Here is a 20,224-nt window from a genome sequence, read left to right on the forward strand (position 1 = left end):
TTCAAGGGCAGCCGGCCCGCGCCGGCCACCCGCTCAGAACTGGTAGGAAACGTTGAAGTTGTACTGGTTCTGGTGGATCTCGATCTTGTTGTAGGGCGCGACGCTCGACGTCAGCTCATTGCTGAAGGCGTGCGTGTAGGCGAAGGTGCCGCTGACCTTGTCGCTGAACTTGCGCGTCAGGCCGACCGACAGGTGGTTCTCGACGATCGCGGTGGAGCCGAGGTTCATGTTGACGCTTTCGGCGCCGAACGGCGATTTGCCGTAGTTGTAGCCGACGCTCACCGCCATCTTGTTGCCCAGGTCCTTCTTCACGCCGAGCGCGTACACCGTCTGATCCTTCCAGCCGAAGTTGAGCGTGGCCGGGAAGCCCGGGGGCGGGTTCGTCACGGGAATGCGCTTCATCACGTCGGCGAATGCATAGCGCTTGACGTCGAATTCGACCTGCAGGCCCGGCATCGGCTTGAACGACAGGCCAAGCGCGAGCGAGGCCGGCATGTCCATGTCGAAGCTGGTGCGGCCGCTGGGCGTGTTGTATTCCATCCGGGCGACGTCGGTCTTCGTCGTGTACACCAGGCCGGCCTGCCATCTGGGAGAGATCTTGTAGGTGGCGCCAACGGTCGCACCCAGGCCGAACTGCTGGTTCTGCGGCAGCGCGACGTAATTGCCGCCGCCGCCCGGCAGCGACATCGCCAGGCTCTGGTTGACGAGATTGAGCGACGCGCCCAGCGTCAGCGCGTCGGTGACCTTGAAGGCAGCGGCCGGGGTGAAGCGCAGCACCTGCTTGGTCGTCACTACCGGCTGGTTCCCCGCCGCCGCCATGGCGTCCGCCACGTTCACGCCCATGCCGGCGATGCCCCCCATGCCCATGCCGAGGAACAGGCGGTCGTTGACGTTGAACGCGACGGCACCGCTCGGCATCATGTACCAGTTCGAATCGCTTTCCTGGCCGTTGACCTCGCGCGGCGGGTTCAGGAGCCCGAAGCCCAGATCCATCCGCACCTCCTTCATGCCGAGATCCGCGATGCCGGCCGGATTGACCATCACCGCCAGCGCGTCCCGGGCCTGCGCGACGGTGGCGCCGCCCATCGCAGCCTGGGCCGCCGACAGCGCCATCATCTGATCGCCGTTGGTGGCATGTGCCGTGACAGGTAAAGAGCAGGCGGCCGCCGATGCGGCCGCAACGAATGTCCGCTTATTCATGTTCTGGTCTCCTCGAAAGGGGTATCACTTCGAAACGGGGGACAGCAGGTTGGCCGAGATGCCGGGCGTGCCGCGGAATTTCTGATGGCAGGCGACGCATCCGGTCATGATGTCGCTCATGTGGGACGCCGCTCGCGGCAGATCGCCCGCATCCGCCGCGTCGGCCAGCTTGAGCGCGCTGCCCTCGACGATCTGGTTCATCGCCGGCAACACCGCCAGGTCGGCATCGTTGATCTTGTCCAGCGGGAAGTAGGGCAGCAGCCCGCCCTTGGGAATGCGATGGTTGGCCAGGCGGCGGGCCGCTTCGGACGCCTGCTCCGCGTTGTCGGTCGCCAATGCCGCCGCGACGGCCTGGTAGTCCGACAGGATCTCCTGCATGACCTGCCGCAGGGTCGTCTCCTTGGCCCGCCGCGTATGACCCGCGTGCAGCTTCTGGATGGTGCCCTTCAGCTGCGGCGACAACGCCATCACCTTCTGCCGCAGCTCGGGCGTGTAGGTCTTCATCATCTGCTGCATTTCGGCCGGCATCGGGGCCGCGCCCTGGGGCGGTTCGGCCAGGGCAGCACTCGCGGACGCGAGGCCGCCGGTCAGGATCAGGGAAGTCATCAGCGCTTTCTTCATGGGAATCTCCGCAGGAAATCTCGACAGGAAAATACATATGATCATTTGCTCATATGTTCGCTTGATTATATGTGGAGGCCGATTTTATGCAAGCAGATCGTGAAGTCCTGATTCAGGAGCCGTTCCACGGCTGCCGCAACGCGAGCCGGTGCCATCCACGCGGCGTGCGGATACAATCCTGCTGTTCAAGCAATGAATCACCCGCCAGGCGGGATGCGGGGATCAATCCTGCGTGCCATGCGTGCCCGCCCCCGGAACGCACCGGCGCGCGGCATTGGACGCCCTTCATGGGCAGCCCCGTCGACGGAAACCAGAGGACCAGTAATGAAACGCGTGGATGACTTCCGCCTGCGCTTCGGCAAGCAGGAATTGGTGCCGATCGTCATCGGCGGGATGGGGGTCGACATCTCGACCGCCGAACTGGCGCTCGAGGCGGCACGACTCGGCGGCATCGGGCACATTTCCGATGCCATGGTGCAGACGGTGTCGGACCGCCGCTTCGATACCAAATTCGTCAGCGCCAAGCTGAAGCAGTACAAATACAACGTCGCCAGCAGCGACAAGTCGGCGGTGCAGTTCAACCTCGGCGTGCTCGAAGAGGCGACGCGCAACCATGTCGGCAAGACCATGGAAGCCAAGCGCGGCGACGGCATGGTCTTCATCAACTGCATGGAGAAGCTGACCATGAACGCGCCGCGCGACACGCTGCGCACCCGGCTCAGCGCCGCGCTCGACGCCGGCATCGACGGCATCACGCTGTCGGCCGGCCTGCATCTGGGCTCGTTCGCGCTGATCGAGGACCACCCGCGCTTCCGCGACGCCAAGCTCGGCATCATCGTCTCGTCGGCGCGCGCGCTCGCGATGTTCCTGCGCAAGAACGCGCGCCTGAACCGCCTGCCCGACTTCGTCGTGGTCGAAGGCCCGCTCGCGGGCGGCCACCTCGGCTTCGGCATGGACTGGGCGCAATACGACCTCGCCACCCTAGTCGCCGAGGTGCTCGCCTATCTGAAAAGCGAGCACCTGGAGATTCCGGTCATCGCCGCCGGCGGCATCTTCACCGGCAGCGACGCGGCCGGTTTTCTCGAGCGCGGCGCGGCGGCGGTCCAGGTCGCGACCCGCTTCACGGTCACCCGCGAGTGCGGCCTGCCCGACAAGGTCAAGCAGGAATACTTCAAGGCCGGCGAGGACGACATCGAGGTCAACACGATTTCGCCGACCGGCTATCCGATGCGCATGCTGAAGGGCAGCCCCGGCATCGGCGCGGGCATCCGTCCCAACTGCGAGGCCTACGGCTACCTGCTCGACGCCAGCGGCAAGTGCGCCTACATCGACGCCTACAACCGCGAGGTGGCGCTGCACCCCGACGCGAAGAAGCTTTCGGTCAAGGACAAGACCTGCCTGTGCACGCACATGCGCAACTTCGACATCTGGACCTGCGGCCAGACCGCCTGGCGCCTGAAGGACACCACGCGGCGCCTGACGGACGGCAGCTACGGCTTGCTGGGCGCCGAACACGTCTTCCACGACTACCAGTTCAGCGTCGACCAGAAGGTCGCCTTGCCGCCCTGAGCGCAACCCCTTGCCGACTGCCGCGCAGCGGCCCGCGCGAGCGCAAGCGGGACGGGGCCGCCCGTGCCGCATGCACGCCACGCTTGCGTACGCCCTGATACCCTGACCACGCCCTGCCGCGATGACTTCGCCTTCCGCCAACCGCTGGCTCCCCCTGATCGCCCTGGTCGTCCTTTCGCTGATCTGGGGCTATACCTGGGTTCTCGCCAAGCAGGGCCTGACCTACGCGCCCCCCTTCGCCTTCGCCGCGGAACGCTGCGTGGGCGGCGCGCTGGCGCTGTTTCTCGCACTGCGGTTGACGGGACGGCCTGCCCGCCTCGTCGCGCCGCGCGCCACGCTGGGAATCGGGCTGGCCCAGGTGACCGGCTTCATGGCGTTCCAGACCTGGGCACTGGTCGAGGGCGGGCCGGGCAAGACCGCCGTGCTGATCTTCACGATGCCGATCTGGACGCTGCTGATGGCATGGCCGCTGCTCGGCGAGCGCATCCGCGGCGCGCAGTGGCTCGCCGCCGCCAGCACCCTGGCCGGCCTCACGTTCATCATCGAGCCCTGGGACCTGCACGCCAGCGCCCTGAGCGAGCTGCTGGGCATCCTGGCCGCCCTGTCGTGGGCGATCGGCACCATCCTGATCAAGCGTCTGCGCGCCCGCCACGAGGTCGACCTGCTCGCGCTGACCGCCTGGCAGATGGCGCTCGGCGCGCTCCCGCTGGTCGTGCTCGCGTTCGTCGTCCCCGAGCGCCCGACCGCGTGGACGGCGTCCTACATGGGCATCCTCGCCTTCATGTCGGTCGCGAGCACCGCGCTGTGCTGGTGGCTGTGGATCTACATCCTCGATCGCGTGCCCGCCTGGGAAGCGAGCCTGTCGGTGCTCGGCACCCCGGTGGTCGCGATCCTGTCGTCGCGCCTCCTGCTCGGCGAGGCCTTCAGGATGACGGAGATTTCCGGCATCCTGCTGATCGGCGGCGGCCTCGCGCTGCTCTCCCTGCTGGGCTGGCTGGCGACGCGCCGCGCCGCGTCGGCTGCCCTCCGGTAGCCCCGCCGCCGTCTACGCGGCCATCATGCGCTGCACGGCCTGCGCGAGCGGCCGCGGCAGCCTGCCCAGCACCGCTTCGGGTTCGAGCGCGTCAAGCAGGTTCTTCACGACCAGCCCGAGCTCGGTATCACCCTCGCTCACCAGGCGGCGGCTGAAGAACAGCGTATCGGGATCCTCGCGGCGCGCGAGCAGCCGCAGGAAATCGCCCGCCGTCGCGCTGACCGTGAGCTCGGGCGCGCCGGCATGCGGCGCGAAGCCGCGCGCCGTGACCGTGAAGCGCACGCCGAGCCCGAGATCCTTGACACGGATCGCATAGCGCCGCCCCACCAGCGGCTGCCAGTCGAGCGCCTGCAAGGCGGGCCACAAGAGGCGGTTGGCGGCGACGCAGAACGCCAGGCTGGGCGGCGTCACCGGCAGCCTGGCGACCACGGCGGCAACGGAAGTCGGTACGGCGAGCTTCAACATGGCGATCTCCTCATCAGGACGGCCGCAGCGCGTCGGCCCAGTTGTTCGGCGTCTCGTAGAGGCGCACCCGCTCCAGCCGCAACTGGTTGCCATAGGTGTCGCGGTAGGCTCCGTCGAGCAGCCGGAAGGCCTCGGCCGCCAGGTTCTCGGCCGTGGGAACGCAGGGCAGCACCACGGTCTTGTGACCCGGCAGCGTCGCAAGAAAGTCGAGCACGGCGCGATCGCCCTGGTAGGCGAGAAAGGCGTGGTCCCACGGCTCGACCACCATCCGGTTGGCGATGCGCTTGACCTCCGAAAAGTCCATGACCATGCCCTCTTCCGCCGCCCCCTCGGTGCGGATGATCGCGCCCGACAGCGTGATCTCGATCGCATAGCGGTGGCCGTGGAGATGGCGGCACTGGCTCGCATGGCTGGGAATGCGGTGGCCGGCGTCGAACTCGAGCCTGCGCGTGATCAGCATCTCAGTCCTGTTCCACCGCGACGTGGTCGAGGCCCGCGCGGCCGTGCCAGTAGCCGTCGACCGCCGGGCCGGGCATGAAGCGCGCGAGCGAACCCGCCGCCCCTGCGTCGCCGTCGAGCGCCGCGCGGAAGGCCTCGACCACGCGTTCCATGTGGCGCGATTGCGGCGACAGGCGCAGGCTCGCCACCCCGAGTTCGCGCAGCGCCGGCAACTCGCCGATCAGGCTGTAGACGCCGGCCGACTGCGTCTGGATGCCGTTCAGCGTGAGGAAGGGCTCGCCCTCCCGCGTCGTCAGCGGCAGCCCGTCGGGATGGTCGAGGCAACGGAACTGGCAGTCGTCCTTTGGCAGGTTGTAGTGGCGCGCGGTGAAGCAGCGCGCGGAATACGCCAGCGGCAGGCGGCCGTAGGCGAACACCTCGGTTTCGACGCCGGCCGGTGCATGCGCCAGCAGCGTCGCGAGCGCGGTGCGCGACATCTCCACCGGCGGCAGCCAGCGTTCGGCGCCGAGCCCGGCGAGCACGTCGAGCGTCTCGTGGTTGTACACGTTGAGCGTGGGGCCGGCGACGAAGCGTGTGCCCGCCTCCGACAGCAGGCGCACCGCGCCCCATTCGTTGGCCTCGACGCGGAAGCGGCCGTCGCCGACGATGCGGCGCAGCGTCTTCAGGTCGGACTCCGACTCGATCAGCGTCTGGCTCGACAGCACCACCTCCTTGCCGGCGCGGTCGAGCTGCTCGGCGAGCGCCAGCCAGTCCTGCAGGCGCAGCAGGTGGCGCCGCGAACAGACGCTCTCGCCCAGGTGCACGCGCGCCACCGGCCAGCCTGCGGCGGCGTCGTAGAAGCGCTGCACGTCGTCGCGCGACCAGTAGTACAGCAGGGGGCCGAGGCTCAGGTTCATGGCGTCCTCACTTCCAGGGCCGATGATAGGCGCCGAGCGTGTGCGTCTGTCCTTCCGACAGCTTGCCGAGCTCGGCCTGCCAGGCTGGCGTCGGGCGGAAGCCTTCCGGATTCCGTTTCGCCGCGTCGATGGCGGCGCGCCACACCTTCGTCACCTGCGTCACGTAGGCCGGGCTGCGCTGGCGTCCCTCGATCTTGATCGCGGAGATACCCATCTTCAGCATCTCCGGCAGCAGGTCGAGGGTGTTGAGGCTGGTCGGCTCCTCGATCGCGTAGTAGGTCTCGCCGCCGACCGCGAAGCGGCCCTTGCACAGCGTCGGATAGCCGGCCTTCTCGTCGCGGCCGTAGCGGTCGAGCAGCACGCCGTTCAGCCGCGACTCGAGGCCGTCCGGCGTCTCCTTCCACTGCACCGCCTTCGCCGGCGAGCACACGCCCGCCGAATTCGGCGACTCGCCGGTGCAGTACGACGACAGCAGGCAGCGTCCCTCGACCATCACGCACAGGCCGCCGAAGCCGAACAGCTCGATCTCGACGTCGGTGTGCTTCACCACGTTCTCCACCTGCGGCAGCGACAGCACGCGCGGCAGCACCGCGCGCTGGATGCCGAAGTGCTCGCGGTAGAAGTTCACCGCCTCGTAGCTCGTCGCCGAGCCCTGGACGGAGAGATGCAGGCGCAGCTGCGGATGGTGCTTCACCGCGTAGCGCATGAGACCCGCGTCGGCGAGGATCACCGCGTCCATGCCGAGCTTCGCCGCGCGGTCGATCGCGCCGGTCCAGCGGGTCCAGGTGTCGGGCTGCGGATAGGTGTTGAGCGCGAGTAGCACGCGGCGGCCGCGGTCGTGCGCGTAGCGCAGCCCTTCGGCCGCCTGGGCCTCGTCGAAGTTGAGGCCGGGGAAGGCCCGCGCGTTGGTGTTGTCGCGGAAGCCCATGTAGACGGCGTCGGCGCCGTGGTCGATCGCGGCCTTCAGCGACACCAGGCTGCCCGCCGGGCACACCAGATCAAGCGGCATGGCTCTCCTCCTTCCAGGTCCGGCCCGCCCGCGCGCCCTGCCGCGTGCCGCGCCGTTCGAGTTCGCGGTTGATGCCGTTCAGCACGTCCCACTTCTTCGCGCACCACGCGGGCGCCAGCAGGATGTCCGGCGCGGCGGTGCCGGTGACGCGGTGGTAGACGACCTCCCACGGCGTGCGTTCGATGAGGTCGGCGGCGATGCGCACGTATTCCGTTTCGGCGAGCGGCACGTAGTCGCCGTACTTCCAGTCGATCGCGAGCCGCGTGTGCTTCACCACGTGGAGCGGATGCAGCTTGAGTCCGTCCACCCCGACCTCGAGCACGCGGTCGAGGCTGGCGTGGCTGTGCCCCTCGGTCTCGCCCGGCAGGCCGACGATCAGGTGGCAGCAGACCGGAATGCCGCGCGCACGCGCCGCGCGCGTCGCCGCCTCGTACTCGGCGAAGCCGTGGCCGCGGTTGACGCGCGCCAGCGTGTCGTCGAACGCCGACTGCAGCCCGAGCTCGAGCCACACCTCGTGCCCGCGGTCGCGGTATTCCGCGAGCAGGTCGAGCACCGGCGGCGGCACGCAGTCGGGGCGCGTGCCGATCGACAGGCCGATGACGTCGGGGGCGGCGAGCGCCGTGTCGTACAGCGCGCGCAGTTCGTCGACGTGCGCATACGTGTTGGTGTACGCCTGGAAATAGGCGATGAAGCGGCGCGCGCCGGTGCCGCGCGCGATGCGCCCGCGTGCCCGGTCGAACTGGGCCGCGAGCGGGGCCGGATCGCGCGCGCCGGGGGCGAAGGACTTGTTGTTGCAGAAGGTGCAGCCGCCGATCCCCTTGCTGCCGTCGCGGTTGGGGCAGGTGAAGCCGGCGTCGAGCGCGATCTTGTGCACCCGCTCCCCGTAGCGCGCCAGCATGGCGTGGCCGAAGGTGTGGATGCGGTCGCTCATCGCGTTCACGCCGCCGAGGCCTCGAGTTCCGGCGCCGCGTGTTCGGGCCTGACGCCGGTGAGCAGATGCTCGATGAGTTCGCGCACCGTGCGCATCTCGCGCCCGAACGGCAAGGACTCGGAGCCGCGGAAGAATAGGCCCTTGGCGACGTCGCCCTTCAGGGCCGCGACCAGCTGGGCGTCGATGCAGAACTGCCCGGCCTTCTCGAGGCCGTCGCGCAGGCCGCATTGCGCCAGGCAGTGCAGGCCGATCGCGCAGCGGCCGGGATCGGCCTTGGCGCAGCCCTGCAGCTTCGCCTCGCGCTTCAGGTAGTTGGCGAGCCACGGCGTCTTCACCGCGCGCGCAGGGAGTCCCGCGACGCTCATGAACGTGACGATGTCCTCCGGCTTCGCATCGAGCAGCACGCGCTTGAAGTTGGGATGGGCGTCGCCCTCCGCCGTCACGGCGAACGGCGTGCCGACCTGCACCGCGCTCGCGCCCATCGCCAGCGCCGCGAACAGCTTCTCGTGACTGTTGATGCCGCCGCCGACGATCAGGGGAATCTGCCCGGGCGCGATGCCCATCTCCGCGAACGCCTTGGACACGGCCGGGATGACCTCGGCGAAATCGAATTTCGCATTGCCGAGATCGGCAGGGTTCGGCGCGCCGAGATGGCCGCCGGCGTAGCGCGGGTGCTCGATGACGATGGCATCCGGTAGCCGGCCCTTGCGTGCCCACTTCTTGAGCACGACAGCGACGCCGCGGGCATCCGAGAGAATCGGGATGAGCGCCACGTCCGGATGGCCGTCGGCAAGCTCGGGCAGGTCGAGCGGCAAGCCGGCCCCCATCACGATCGCCTGCGCACCCGATGCGCATGCCTGCCTGACGTAGGCCGGATGCGCTTCCACCGCCTTCATCACGTTGACCGCGACGAGGCCGTTGCCGCCTGCGAGCGCGAGCGCGGCACGCACCTCGCGGTCGAGCGCGATCAGATTGCGGCGGTTGAGTTCGTCCCTGTCGCGGCTCGGCGCTGCCGTCTCCGACAGGTCGGCATGGTGATGCCTGAGGTCGATGCTCGCGATCGTGCCCATCGCGCCGGTCCGCGCGACCGCACCCGCCAGGCGATGCGCCGACACGCCCACGCCCATGCCGCCCTGGACGATGGGCAGCAGGCGCCTTCCCCGGATCGAGAAGCTTGGCAGCGAAGGGAGCGACATGGCGTGGACTCGAACCCGCGCGAGCGGTATGGCTATATGACGATTCGCTTATCCTAAATTACTCGTACGCGGTTTGTCCAACGACTCCGCGCACCGGAGTCGCGACGAACGGAACGCCGTGGCGCTGCCGTAACCGCGTTCGGTGCGCCCGCGGATCGTGCGAGGAATGCGCCGTTGCGGCCGCCACCCTTACGTCCGGGTGGTTCACCCGCCCCGCCTAAACGCCTACAATGGCGGGTCTCGACTGGCTGGCCCTTCACGCATGTTCACCGGCATCATCCAATCCATCGGCCGCATCCACGAATACGAGGCACGCGGCGCCGACGCACGCATGGTCATCCTCGGCGGCGGGCTCGACTTCTCCGACGTCGCGCTGGGCGACAGCATCGCCGTCAACGGCGTCTGCCTCACCGCCGTCGCACTCGCACCGGACAGCTTCACCGTCGACGTCTCCGCCGAAACGCTGCGCGTCACCGCAGGCTTCGTGCCGGGCGCCGAGGTCAATTTGGAAAAGGCGCTGCGGCTGGCCGACCGCCTCGGCGGCCACCTGGTCTCGGGCCACGTCGACGGCGTCGGCACGGTGCACCGCTTCGCCCCCGTGGGCGAATCGCATCTGCTGGAGATCGACGCGCCGCACGAACTCGCGCGCCACATCATCCGCAAGGGATCGATCACGGTGAACGGCGTGTCGCTGACGGTAAACAAGGTGGACGGCACGCGCTTTGCGCTGAACCTCATTCCGCACACGCTGGAAATGACGAACCTGAAGCACCTGCAGGCAGGCCACCGCGTCAACCTCGAAGTCGACATGATCGCGCGCTACGTCGAGCGCATGATGCAATTCACGAATACAACGGACAAAGATTAAATGAGCCTCGCCTCCACTCTGGAAATCGTCGAAGAACTGAAGGCCGGCCGCATGGTCGTGCTGGTCGACGAGGAAGACCGCGAAAACGAGGGCGACCTCGTGATGGCCGCCGAGCACGTCACCCCCGAGGCGATCAACTTCATGGCGAAGTACGGCCGCGGCCTGATCTGCCTCACGCTGACCGACGCGCGCTGCCGCCAGCTCGGCCTGAAGCAGATGGTGTCCGACAACCAGACGCCGCACGGCACCGCGTTCACCGTCTCGATCGAGGCCGCCGAAGGCGTCACCACCGGCATCTCGGCGGCCGACCGCGCGGTCACCATCCAGGCCGCGGTGAAGAAGGACGCCAGGCCGACCGACATCATCCAGCCCGGACACATCTTCCCGCTGCGCGCCCAGCCCGGCGGCGTGCTGGTGCGCGCCGGCCACACCGAGGCCGGCTGCGACCTCGCCGGACTCGCCGGACTCGAACCGGCCGCGGTGATCTGCGAGATCCTCAAGGACGACGGCACCATGGCACGCCTGCCCGACCTGATCCCGTTCGCGCAGGAGCATGGCCTCAAGATCGGCGCGATCGCCGACCTCATCCACTACCGCAGCCAGACCGAGAGCCTGGTCGAGCGCGTCGCCGACCGGCTGATCCAGACCGTGTACGGCGCCTTCCGCCTGATCGCCTACCGCGACACCAGCGCCCGCGAAACCCACCTCGCGCTGGTCAAGGGCGAGATCCACGCCGACCGCGAGACCCTGGTGCGCGTGCACGAACCGCTGTCGGTGATGGACTTCCTCGACGTCACCGGCGGCGGCCATTCGTGGCCGATCATGGGGGCGATGGAGCGCATCGCCGAGTCCCAGTCCGGCGTGATCGTGCTGCTGCACCGCCCGGAAACCGCCGAGGCGCTGCTGCACCGCATCAATCCGCCGCCGGTGGGCGGCCACAAGTACGACCTGCGCGACTACGGCATCGGCGCCCAGATCCTGCGCGACCTCGGCGTCGGCAAGATGAAGCTCCTGGCGAGCCCGCGCAAGATGCCGGCCATGGACGGCTTCGGCCTCGAAGTCACCGGTTATTCCGAAAAAGCATGAGTCACTAAAGAAGGACGCACGATGGGAACCAACAAGGACAACTTCTCCGAGCTCGACCCCGCCTACCAGGGCAAGGGCATGAAGATCGGCATCGTCATGAGCCGTTTCAACCGCGACATTTGCGAGGGCCTGCTGTCGGCCTGCGAGGCCGAGTTGCTGCGGCTTGGCGTTGCGAGGAAGGACGTGCTGCTGGTCAACGTGCCCGGCGCGCTGGAACACCCGCTGGCATTGCAGGAACTGGCGCTGTCCGAGAAATACGATGCGCTCATCGCGCTCGGCGCCGTGGTCCGCGGCGACACCTACCATTTCGAAGTCGTCTCGAACGAGTCGGCGCGCGGGATCATGAATGTCCAGCTGAAGACCGGCGTGCCGATCGCCAACGCCATCCTCACCGTCGATACCGAGGAACAGGGCCACAAGCGCATGGCCGAGAAGGGCCGCGACGCCGCGCGCGCGGCGATCGAAATGGCCAACCTGCTGAAGCGCCTGTGATGAACATGGCGCCCAACTCCGATCACGCGCACGCGCATCGCCCTCTCCCCGCCCTCTCCCCTCGAGGGAGAGAGGGACAAGGCCTCTCCTCGAGAGGTGAAGCCTGATGGCCGGTTCCCGCAAGATCGCGCGCGAGTTCACGCTGCAGGGCCTGTACGCCTGGCTCGTCGGCGGCGCCGACGTCACCTTGATCGCCGCCACGCTCAAGGAAGACGAGCAGTTCCGCCGTGCCGATGAAGATTATTTCCGCGCCCTGCTCTACGGCGTGCTGAAGGAGGAGGACCTGCTCAGCGCGCGCCTCGCGCCGCTGCTCGACCGCCCCGTCGCCGAGCTGTCGCCGATCGAGCGCGGCATCCTGCTCATCGGCGCCTACGAGCTGCTGCACTGCCCCGACGTCCCCTGGCGTGTCGCCATCAACGAAGGCGTCGAACTCGCCAAGAAATTCGGCGGCACCGACGGCCACAAGTACATCAACGGCGTGCTCGACAAGCTGGCGCAGGACGTGCGCGCGGTCGAGATCGCGCATGCGAAGAAGAAAGGCGTGAGCGGTGAGCAGTAAGCAGTGAGCGGAATCCGCTCCCCGCTCACCGCTCCCCGTTCACCCCCATGGAATTCGACCTCATCGCCCGCCACTTCACGCGCGCCACGCCCGGCGCCGTGCTGGGCGTAGGCGACGACTGCGCGCTGCTCGCCCCGTCGCCGGGCATGCAGCTCGCGGTGACCTCCGACATGCTGCTCGAAGGACGCCACTTCGCGCCCCAGGACAGCCCCGCCGGCATCGGCCACAAGGCGCTCGCGGTGAATCTCTCCGACCTTGCCGCGATGGGCGCGACGCCGCGCTGGGCGACGCTGTCGATCGCGCTGCCGGCGGCCGACGACGCCTGGCTGGCGGCGTTTGCGCGCGGCTTCTTCCGCATGGCCGAGCTCCACGGCATCGAGCTGGTCGGCGGCGACACCACGCGCGGCCCGCTGACGATCGCCATCACCGCGATCGGCGAGATCCCGCCGGGCCAGGCGCTGCGCCGCAACGGTGCGCAGGCAGGCGATGACGTGTGGGTGTCCGGCGTGATCGGCTCGGCGGCAGCCGCGCTGGCCTACCGCCAGGGGCGGCTCTTCATGGAGCAGATCGACGCCGCCAAGGTCCTGCCCGCGCTCTACCTGCCGGCGCCGCAGATCGCGCTCGGCATTGCGCTGCGCGGCATCGCGACCAGCGCGATCGACATTTCCGACGGCCTCCTGGCAGACCTCGGCCACATCCTCGAACGCTCGAGCGCCGGAGCCCGGCTGGAATTCGCCGCGCTGCCCGTGCTGCCCGTGCTACAGGCGTACCTGCACGAACCGGTGGCGCGCGAGTGCGTGCTCGCCGGCGGCGACGACTACGAACTGTGCTTCACCGCGCCCGCCGCGCGACGCGACGCGGTGCGGGCGGCGGCCGAAACGGCCGGCGTCGCCGTGACGCGCATCGGGCACATCACCAGCGGGCCCGGCCTCACGGTCGTCGCCCCCGATGGCCAGCCGCTCCCCGTCGACAAGACCGGTTATGACCACTTCGACGAATAAGCCCTCTCCCGCAAGCGGGAGAGGGGATGGGGAGAGGGCCACCCTCGAATTCCTGTTCGCCCACCCCGCGCACCTGATCGCGTTCGGCTTCGGCACCGGCCTCGCCCCCAAGGCGCCCGGCACCGTCGGCACGCTGCTCGGCCTGCCGCTCTACTGGCTGGTCGCGGCCGCCGCCCCCGGCACCGCCGCCCGTCTCACGCTCCTCGTCGCCGCCTTCCTGGTCGGCGTCTGGGCCTGCGCGCGGGCCGGCCGCGCGCTGGGCGTCGCCGACCACGGCGGCATCGTGTGGGACGAGATCGTCGCGTTCGCGCTCATGCTCCTGTTCACACCGGCCGGCTGGGCGTGGACGACGGCGGCCTTTGCGCTGTTCCGCCTGTTCGATATCCTGAAGCCATGGCCGATCCGGCTCGCCGATCGCCGGCTGAAGAACGGCTTCGGCGTGATGTTCGACGATCTTCTCGCGGCGGGCTATGCCATCGCCGCCATCAAGGGACTGCAATGGCTCGTGTAAGCGACGAAGAACTGCATCAACTCGCGTTGGAGCTCGGCGACAAGCTGCGCGCGCGCGGCTGGATGCTCGCCACCGCCGAATCCTGCACCGGCGGCTGGGTCGGCCAGCTCGTCACCGCGATCCCCGGCAGCTCGCACTGGTACGAGCGCGGCTTCATCACCTATGCCAATGCGGCCAAGGTCGAGATGCTCGGCGTGCCGGAGGAACTCCTCGCCACGCATGGCGCCGTCTCGGAAGAGACCGCGATGGCGATGGCCGCAGGGGCCCTGACGCACAGCCGCGCCCAGGCCACGCTCGCGATCTCCGGCATCGCCGGTCCCGGCGGCGGCACCCCGCAGAAGCCCGTCGGCCTGGTTTGCTACGGCTGGGCGCTGGAAGACGGCACCGTGATGTCGTCCACCTGCCGCCTCGACGGCGATCGCGAGGAGATCCGCTCCCGCGCGGTGGCGGCGGCGCTCCGGGGACTGATCGAATTGGTCGCGTGAGTGGTGAGTGGTGAGTGGTGAGTGGTGAGCGGTGAGCGGTGAGCGGTGAGCGGTGAGCGGTGAGCGGCCAGGATTTTTCCGCTTCCAGCTCACCGCTTACCGTTCACTGAACGCCCACGCCGCGAACGGCTCGATCTCGTCGCGGTTCAACAGCATCAATTGATAGGCGCTCGGGTTCAGGCTGTGGTCGACCGTCGTGTCGACGCCGAGGCGCTGCAGCACGTAGCCGAGCAGTGCGCGCCGCACGCTGATCTCGACCACGTCCCCGCTCGCGCCATAGTCGAGCAGCAAACTTTCGCGCCTCACAGCGTCGAGCCCGCGGTGGGGGGCGAGCCGCAGGCTCACCGTCTCCACCCAGTCGTCATCGTATTGCTCGCCCGATTCGGCCGGCGTCTCCAGGCATTCGGCCGCCATGACGCGCGACAGCACGAAATCGCGGAAGTCGCAGCTGTCCTCGGCGTAGGCGCGCACGTGCCAGCGCAGCCCCGTGTTGACCAGCGTGTGGGGCTCGAGGATGCGCGCGCCCTGGCTGTCGCGGCCTGACAGCGACCGATAGGCGACGCGCAGCTTGCGCCGGCCATGGATCGCGCGCGTGATCTGCGCCAGGGTCTGCGCGCCCGGCAGGCGCGCCGGGAGCGGCAGCGCGGCCGTCGGCAGGCCGTAGACGAGGGCCTCACCATAGGGACCGTTCGCCACCGCGAGATTGGCGGCGATGACCGGCAGCACCGCGGCGGGTGAAAGGTCGGCGAACGCCGGCGCGAAGCCCGCGGCGGGCACGAAGCCGAACACGCCGTGGTGGTAGACGAGGTTGCCCGGCGCGAGGTCGCCGTAGAGCTTGAGGTCCTTGGTCGCCGCCGGATCCGACAGGCCGAAGGCGCGCGCGACGTCGCTGCGCGTCACGACGCCGGCGTAGAAGGCCATGATCTCGATGTACTGCAGCCGCTGGCGCGTCGCCCACTTCACGTCCAGCCGCATTTTTTCCTTGGTATTCATGGAGCTCGCTCCGCTCGAGCCGGTTTGCGTGAAATTATAGGGAGCCGCCGCCCGAATACAATCTGCCAACTTGTATTTTTTATGTAGGTGATATTTTTTATTGACATTATGGAAAGTACCACCTACAGTGCAAGCCATGCAGACGCCGCGACGCCTGCCATCCACGCAAACCGATTGATCAGGAGAGAGAAACCATGGCTACCCCCGCATTGGCAGATGACAAGTCGAAGGCGCTCGCCGCCGCGCTGAGCCAGATCGAGAAGCAGTTCGGCAAGGGCTCGGTGATGCGCCTCGGCGACCACGACGTCGCGCGCGACATCCAGGCCGTCTCGACCGGCTCGCTCGGCCTCGACATCGCGCTCGGCATCGGCGGCCTGCCGCGCGGCCGGGTGATCGAGATCTACGGCCCGGAATCGTCCGGCAAGACCACGCTGACGCTGCAGGTCATCGCCGAGATGCAGAAGACCGGCGGCACCGCGGCCTTCATCGACGCCGAACACGCGCTCGACCCCGCCTACGCCGCCAAGCTCGGCGTCGACGTCGACAACCTGCTGATCTCGCAGCCCGACACCGGCGAGCAGGCGCTCGAAATCGCCGACATGCTGGTGCGCTCGGGCTCGGTCGACATCGTCGTCGTCGACTCGGTCGCCGCGCTGACGCCGAAGGCCGAGATCGAAGGCGAGATGGGCGATGCCCACGTCGGCCTGCAGGCGCGCCTGATGTCGCAGGCGCTCAGGAAGCTCACCGCCAACATCAAGCGCACCAACACGCTCGTCATCTTCATCAACCAGATCCGCATGAAGATCGGCGTCATGTTCGGCAACCCCGAGACCACCACCGGCGGCAACGCGCTCAAGTTCTACGCGTCCGTGCGCCTCGACATCCGCCGCGTCGGCGCGATCAAGAAGGGCGACGAGGTCATCGGCAACGAGACCAAGGTCAAGGTCGTGAAGAACAAGGTCTCGCCGCCGTTCAAGGAAGCCTTCTTCGACATCCTCTACGGCCAGGGCATCTCGCGCGAGGGCGAGATCATCGAGCTGGGCGTCGCCCACAAGCTGGTCGACAAGTCGGGCGCCTGGTACGCCTACCAGGGCGAGAAGATCGGCCAGGGCAAGGACAACGCGCGCGAGTTCCTCAAGGAGCATCCGGAAATCGCCCACGAAATCGAGGCCAAGGTCCGCGCCGCGGTCGGCGTCAACAACCCGACCGTGCTGGCCGAGGACGAGGATGAAGCCTTCGAGGAGGCCTGAGGCCGGCGAACTGCGCGAGCGCGCGCTGCGCCTGCTGGCGCGGCGCGAGCACAGCCGCGCGGAACTCGCCCGCAAGCTCGAGCAGGCGGGATTCGCCGCCGAGGACATCGCCCCGCTGCTCGACGATTTCGAAGCCAGGACCTGGCTGTCCGATCGGCGTTTCGCCGAAAGCTGGGTCGCCGACCATCGCGCCAAGGCGGGCAGCGTCAAGCTCGCCTACGACCTGCGCCAGCGCGGTGTGGCCGATGAGGTCATTCAGGCGGTGCTGCGTGAGAGTCGCGACAGCGAGATCGAGCGGGCGCGCGAAGTGTGGCTGAAGAAATTTCACTGCGTCGCCGCCGACGCCTCCGAGAAGGCCAAACAGATGCGCTTCCTGCAAAGTCGTGGATTCAGCCCCGATGTGATCCGGAGCGTCATCACGGCTTGCGATTGATCCGCCCTCGGAGTTGCGTTGCAACACCCAGCGCGGGCAAGCGCCACGCTACTCCTTACAATGTGTCGGCAATGCGCTTAAGGCGCATATCGATGCCTTCGCTGAAATTGGCATCAAGAATCAGTGGCTTACCCGTTTCAGAATCAGACCGAACGGCCCTCAATTTCCTTTCAATCAAATCCAATTCGGGAATTTGCCGAGGTGCCGCACGTTGGCGCAGCAATTCAACTACAAGTAGCTGCTGGTCACGACGACTAAGAACGTGCTGCATGGATACAGCGAGCAGTTGTTGTGCCTGCTGCAAATGCCTCTCGGCCACATCAAGACGTGAAAGTGCGATCATACTGTCGACATGAAATGGGTCCACACGCAAATTCTGCATAAGGATTTCGCGCGCACGCGTCAACGCAACGCCGGCATCAAGCAAATCCCGATATTGAATCAGCGTGCGCGCCTCCCGCACGCCGTAGGCCGGACTATTGGCCGTTTGGGCACGCACAAGCTCATAACGGTCAAGCGTCTCCCGCAGCAATTCCCTCTGAAAATTCCCGCCACTCATGCGGATTACGTCGCTGTCCTTCAGGGCTGCTTCGCTGGCTTGCAGCATCACCTCCTGCGCAATCCCCGAGCTTGGACGAACAGCAGAAATGAGCTTTGCCACTTGATAGGCATTGCCTGCTGGCCAAACCATGCGCATGAGCGCAAGGCCCGGCTGCGCCCCCGTCAGGACGGACTGAGCCAACAACTGAAGCAATAATGGGCCCGCCAAAAGCAGAGCCATGAAACCGGCTACCATAAGCTTCGTAGCCCGCCCAATCTGAGACAACCGATTCGTGTTTACATGAACAACCTCCGTCGTGGTGCTGAGCTGAACAGCACGGGCAGCCAACAATCCCGCCAGAACATTCATGAAAGCGAAGTAAAAAATGAAATTCAGGCTGGCATGGATGAACAAGGCCAGCACCGCCAGCAATAGTCCGGTAGCCTCCATCGCATGTGAATTAGGCTTCGTTGCCACGCTGCGTTTCAATTGCACAACTAAACCTGCGAAGATTCCGAGCATCAGGACTAGAGCAGGGACGCCTCCCTCTGCCGTGAGCTGAATGTAATCATTGTGCGCATACCTGCCGGCGGTGGTGTTTTCTCGCGGATCGCGGTACGCAGGATACTGAGCCGCAAAAGTTCCCCAACCTGTTCCGGCGATTGGGTGATCACGCGCAATCAGGGCAGCCGATTTCCATAAGTGCAGACGTGCGCTGGCCGAGGCATCCGCCTCGAGGTTCAGCGTGCGGTGCCCCACGTTCAACCCCAGCAGAGTGGCGGCCCCCGTATAGCCCGTCAGCGCAATCGCCAGCACAAAAACGAGTGCTGGTTTGTTCCGCGTATTTCGGTATCCGGCCCACAAGAGGATGGGCATCAATAGCAGCCAGGTCAGCGTTGCGCCGCGCGATTCAGCCGCAAACAGCGTCATCGCGATTAATAGCAACCCCAGTGCCGCCGGAACCAAGCGCCAATACGGGCCACGATCACTTACTCTTCCAATGAAGTGAGCGCTGCCCATGAACCAGAACAGATTCAGCAGCGCCGCAAAGGCATTCTTGTCGACCAAGGGTCCGATGGGCTGGCCGTTGCCAAAGCCGGAAATTACCTGCCCAAGCCCCCACAGCGCAAACACCGGGCCAGTCAACAGCAAAACAACGCGCAAGGCGTTCCAGATCTTCGTGGAATTGCGGGTTATGCCCCAAGCAAGGTAGGCAATCGGCAACCCGGCTAGCACCCAGGACGTCAACCAACTGACGTTCGCTGCGGCGCTCGACACAGTAACAACCGCCAGCCAAGCCAGATAGACCAGCATCCACACGCTCATGGGGTAGACCGGCCAACGACCACAGGCGAATGTCCGCCTCAATACCAAGGCCACCCAGATCAGCAATAGCAGCCCCGTCAAGGCTGCGCCAACGAACACAAAACCAGAGGCGACGGTCGCGCCAATCAGGATCACGTAAATCGGATCAGTGGGAAGTTTCAAGCGCATGAGTAAAGCTCAATTAAATGGCCGTTGGCTTAATGTAGGCATTATGCGCGACCAGACTCAATGCACGCCCACCCTTGAGTGAATCCAGACAAACGCTAACGCAATGACCCGCCTCAGGTGGATATCGCGAAGAAAGAAAAAAGCCGCTCGAGAGCGGCTTCTTTGTTACAGAACTCAAAACAATCAGCAAAACGGTCCGCCGGTGGCCGTCACACAGGTGCCACTTTTTCCCCAGGAAATTGCATTGTTGGAACCCGCGGCGCCCGGCGTGCCCGTCAGAATATACGTCAGACCGTTCAGGACGCTATCGCTCGACTTGGCAATCATCGTAATAGTCACGGATGCGGCGCTATTCGCCGTCACGCCCGACCCTGTGTCAACGGTGGTGGGATTCGCACCAGCGGCAGTCGTCAGGCCAGGAACGCCGTTGGATCCGGCGCCACAGTTGGCCAGCGTTCCCTGATCCTGGAAGCAGGTTTCCACTGCAAGCTTGACTGCGGACGCGCCCTGAACAACCTCGGAAAAACGCGCCTTGCGAGTATAGTTTTGATATGAGGGAATAGCGATCGCCGCCAGAATACCGATGATCGCCACGACGATCATCAGTTCGATGAGGGTGAAACCTTGTTGAGCTTTACGCATGTCAAATCTCCTTTGGTTGGGCAAGATGAACACGAGCCTCCCGTGTCTGGAGCTTTAACGAGCAGTCGCCGTGCCAACTTTAGGGGCGGCTCCCAATTTTCCCGGAAACCTCCCCGAATCGCGCGCCAGCCCTTGCACCCGCGCGCTGCGGCATCGCGCGCTGGTGGAAGGACTTGCCCCCTTGCGGCGCATCCGGGCGCGCACCGCCTGCCCCTAACCGGCAGCAGCTGACAATTTTCGTCACCCAGGGCGGCCCCATGAGCCGCCACCAGCCTCCCGCAGCCCGGCGGCTTGCATGCGTTTGCGGCGTGGACTGCCGGGAAGCGGAGCGGAGACATCGCGTCCGCCAAAAGCAAAACGGCCTGCATCGCTGCAGGCCGCTTGGATACTGGTGGGTCGGGCGAGATTCGAACTCGCGACCAACGGATTAAAAGTCCGCTGCTCTACCGGCTGAGCTACCGACCCCGGGATTTGAACCGCTGCCTGACGG

Annotated in this window: 22 protein-coding genes and 1 tRNA gene; 11 read left to right on the forward strand and 12 right to left on the reverse strand. The window is 66.7% G+C overall.

Annotated features, from left to right (window positions below; all coding sequences use genetic code 11):
• Positions 1-33 precede the first annotated feature (33 nt).
• Entirely contained in the window at positions 34-1,200 is a 1,167-nt protein-coding gene (locus VA613_RS11910; protein WP_324779234.1) for an OmpP1/FadL family transporter, read from the reverse strand.
• A gap of 24 nt (positions 1,201-1,224) precedes the next feature.
• Positions 1,225-1,821, reverse strand: coding sequence for a hypothetical protein (locus VA613_RS11915; protein WP_324779235.1), 597 nt, complete (start codon positions 1,819-1,821; stop codon positions 1,225-1,227).
• 324 nt (positions 1,822-2,145) lie between these two features.
• Here VA613_RS11915 and VA613_RS11920 point away from each other — a divergent pair, with 324 nt between their 5' ends.
• A complete protein-coding gene (locus VA613_RS11920) occupies positions 2,146-3,390 on the forward strand; it encodes a nitronate monooxygenase (protein WP_324779236.1) in 1,245 nt (414 codons plus the stop codon).
• A gap of 121 nt (positions 3,391-3,511) precedes the next feature.
• Positions 3,512-4,423, forward strand: a complete 912-nt coding sequence (locus VA613_RS11925; protein WP_324779237.1) for a DMT family transporter — start codon at positions 3,512-3,514, stop codon at positions 4,421-4,423.
• A gap of 12 nt (positions 4,424-4,435) precedes the next feature.
• On the opposite strand, the gene ubiT is transcribed toward VA613_RS11925, so the two are convergent.
• From ubiT to VA613_RS11955, 6 genes are read right to left on the reverse strand one after another with little or no spacing between them, the layout of a single operon-like run.
• Positions 4,436-4,888: a ubiquinone anaerobic biosynthesis accessory factor UbiT gene (gene ubiT / locus VA613_RS11930; protein WP_324779238.1), complete on the reverse strand. Its 453-nt coding sequence runs from the start codon at positions 4,886-4,888 to the stop codon at positions 4,436-4,438.
• Positions 4,889-4,901: 13 nt separating this feature from the next.
• Positions 4,902-5,348: a 6-carboxytetrahydropterin synthase QueD gene (gene queD / locus VA613_RS11935; RefSeq protein WP_324779239.1), complete on the reverse strand. Its 447-nt coding sequence runs from the start codon at positions 5,346-5,348 to the stop codon at positions 4,902-4,904.
• Position 5,349: 1 nt separating this feature from the next.
• Positions 5,350-6,243, reverse strand: a complete 894-nt coding sequence (locus tag VA613_RS11940; protein WP_324779240.1) for a U32 family peptidase — start codon at positions 6,241-6,243, stop codon at positions 5,350-5,352.
• Between the two features lie 7 nt (positions 6,244-6,250).
• Positions 6,251-7,252 carry a ubiquinone anaerobic biosynthesis protein UbiU gene (ubiU, locus tag VA613_RS11945; protein WP_324779241.1) on the reverse strand — a complete coding sequence of 334 codons (1,002 nt, stop codon included), beginning with the start codon at positions 7,250-7,252 and terminating at the stop codon, positions 6,251-6,253.
• Positions 7,242-8,183, reverse strand: a complete 942-nt coding sequence (locus tag VA613_RS11950; protein ID WP_324779242.1) for a TIGR01212 family radical SAM protein — start codon at positions 8,181-8,183, stop codon at positions 7,242-7,244. The genes ubiU and VA613_RS11950 overlap by 11 nt, the downstream gene beginning before the upstream one ends.
• Before the next feature lie 5 nt (positions 8,184-8,188).
• Entirely contained in the window at positions 8,189-9,379 is a 1,191-nt protein-coding gene (locus VA613_RS11955; protein ID WP_324779243.1) for an NAD(P)H-dependent flavin oxidoreductase, read from the reverse strand.
• Positions 9,380-9,641: 262 nt separating this feature from the next.
• On the opposite strand from VA613_RS11955, the gene VA613_RS11960 reads away from it, so the two are divergent.
• The 7 genes from VA613_RS11960 (at position 9,642) to VA613_RS11990 (ending at position 14,381) form a co-directional block, all read left to right on the forward strand.
• Positions 9,642-10,247 carry a riboflavin synthase gene (locus VA613_RS11960; protein ID WP_324779244.1) on the forward strand — a complete coding sequence of 202 codons (606 nt, stop codon included), beginning with the start codon at positions 9,642-9,644 and terminating at the stop codon, positions 10,245-10,247.
• Positions 10,248-11,333 (forward strand): bifunctional 3,4-dihydroxy-2-butanone-4-phosphate synthase/GTP cyclohydrolase II, encoded by a 1,086-nt coding sequence (gene ribBA / locus VA613_RS11965; protein WP_324779245.1) that lies wholly within the window; start codon positions 10,248-10,250, stop codon positions 11,331-11,333.
• 21 nt (positions 11,334-11,354) lie between these two features.
• Complete coding sequence (gene ribH / locus VA613_RS11970) at positions 11,355-11,825, forward strand: 6,7-dimethyl-8-ribityllumazine synthase (RefSeq protein ID WP_324779246.1); 471 nt, start codon at positions 11,355-11,357, stop codon at positions 11,823-11,825.
• 106 nt (positions 11,826-11,931) lie between these two features.
• The gene (gene nusB / locus VA613_RS11975) at positions 11,932-12,384 is read left to right on the forward strand and encodes a transcription antitermination factor NusB (protein ID WP_324779247.1); all 453 of its coding nucleotides are present in this window, start codon (positions 11,932-11,934) and stop codon (positions 12,382-12,384) included.
• Positions 12,385-12,431: 47 nt separating this feature from the next.
• Positions 12,432-13,385: a thiamine-phosphate kinase gene (gene thiL, locus VA613_RS11980; protein WP_324779248.1), complete on the forward strand. Its 954-nt coding sequence runs from the start codon at positions 12,432-12,434 to the stop codon at positions 13,383-13,385.
• Positions 13,366-13,896 (forward strand): phosphatidylglycerophosphatase A family protein, encoded by a 531-nt coding sequence (locus VA613_RS11985; RefSeq protein ID WP_324779249.1) that lies wholly within the window; start codon positions 13,366-13,368, stop codon positions 13,894-13,896. Before thiL ends, VA613_RS11985 begins: the two co-directional genes overlap by 20 nt.
• Positions 13,884-14,381, forward strand: a complete 498-nt coding sequence (locus VA613_RS11990; protein WP_324779250.1) for a CinA family protein — start codon at positions 13,884-13,886, stop codon at positions 14,379-14,381. The genes VA613_RS11985 and VA613_RS11990 overlap by 13 nt, the downstream gene beginning before the upstream one ends.
• 96 nt (positions 14,382-14,477) lie before the next feature.
• Here VA613_RS11990 and VA613_RS11995 read toward each other — a convergent pair whose 3' ends face one another.
• Complete coding sequence (locus tag VA613_RS11995; protein WP_324779251.1) at positions 14,478-15,374, reverse strand: helix-turn-helix transcriptional regulator; 897 nt, start codon at positions 15,372-15,374, stop codon at positions 14,478-14,480.
• A gap of 194 nt (positions 15,375-15,568) precedes the next feature.
• Between VA613_RS11995 and recA the strand changes: the two genes are divergently transcribed.
• Both recA and recX read left to right on the forward strand, forming a co-directional pair.
• Positions 15,569-16,624, forward strand: coding sequence for a recombinase RecA (recA, locus tag VA613_RS12000; RefSeq protein WP_407702845.1), 1,056 nt, complete (start codon positions 15,569-15,571; stop codon positions 16,622-16,624).
• Positions 16,602-17,057, forward strand: a complete 456-nt coding sequence (recX, locus tag VA613_RS12005; protein WP_324779252.1) for a recombination regulator RecX — start codon at positions 16,602-16,604, stop codon at positions 17,055-17,057. Before recA ends, recX begins: the two co-directional genes overlap by 23 nt.
• A 55-nt stretch (positions 17,058-17,112) precedes the next feature.
• Here recX and VA613_RS12010 read toward each other — a convergent pair whose 3' ends face one another.
• From VA613_RS12010 to VA613_RS12020, 3 genes are all read right to left on the reverse strand, one after another.
• A complete protein-coding gene (locus VA613_RS12010; protein ID WP_324779253.1) occupies positions 17,113-19,092 on the reverse strand; it encodes an O-antigen ligase family protein in 1,980 nt (659 codons plus the stop codon).
• Between the two features lie 183 nt (positions 19,093-19,275).
• Entirely contained in the window at positions 19,276-19,734 is a 459-nt protein-coding gene (locus tag VA613_RS12015; RefSeq protein WP_324779254.1) for a pilin, read from the reverse strand.
• A 389-nt stretch (positions 19,735-20,123) separates the two neighbouring features.
• Positions 20,124-20,199, reverse strand: a tRNA-Lys gene (locus VA613_RS12020).
• Between the last annotated feature and the right edge of the window lie 25 nt (positions 20,200-20,224).

Source organism: Thiobacillus sp. SCUT-2 (assembly GCF_035621355.1).
In the GTDB taxonomy this organism is placed as follows: Bacteria; Pseudomonadota; Gammaproteobacteria; order Burkholderiales; family Thiobacillaceae; genus Thiobacillus; species Thiobacillus sedimenti.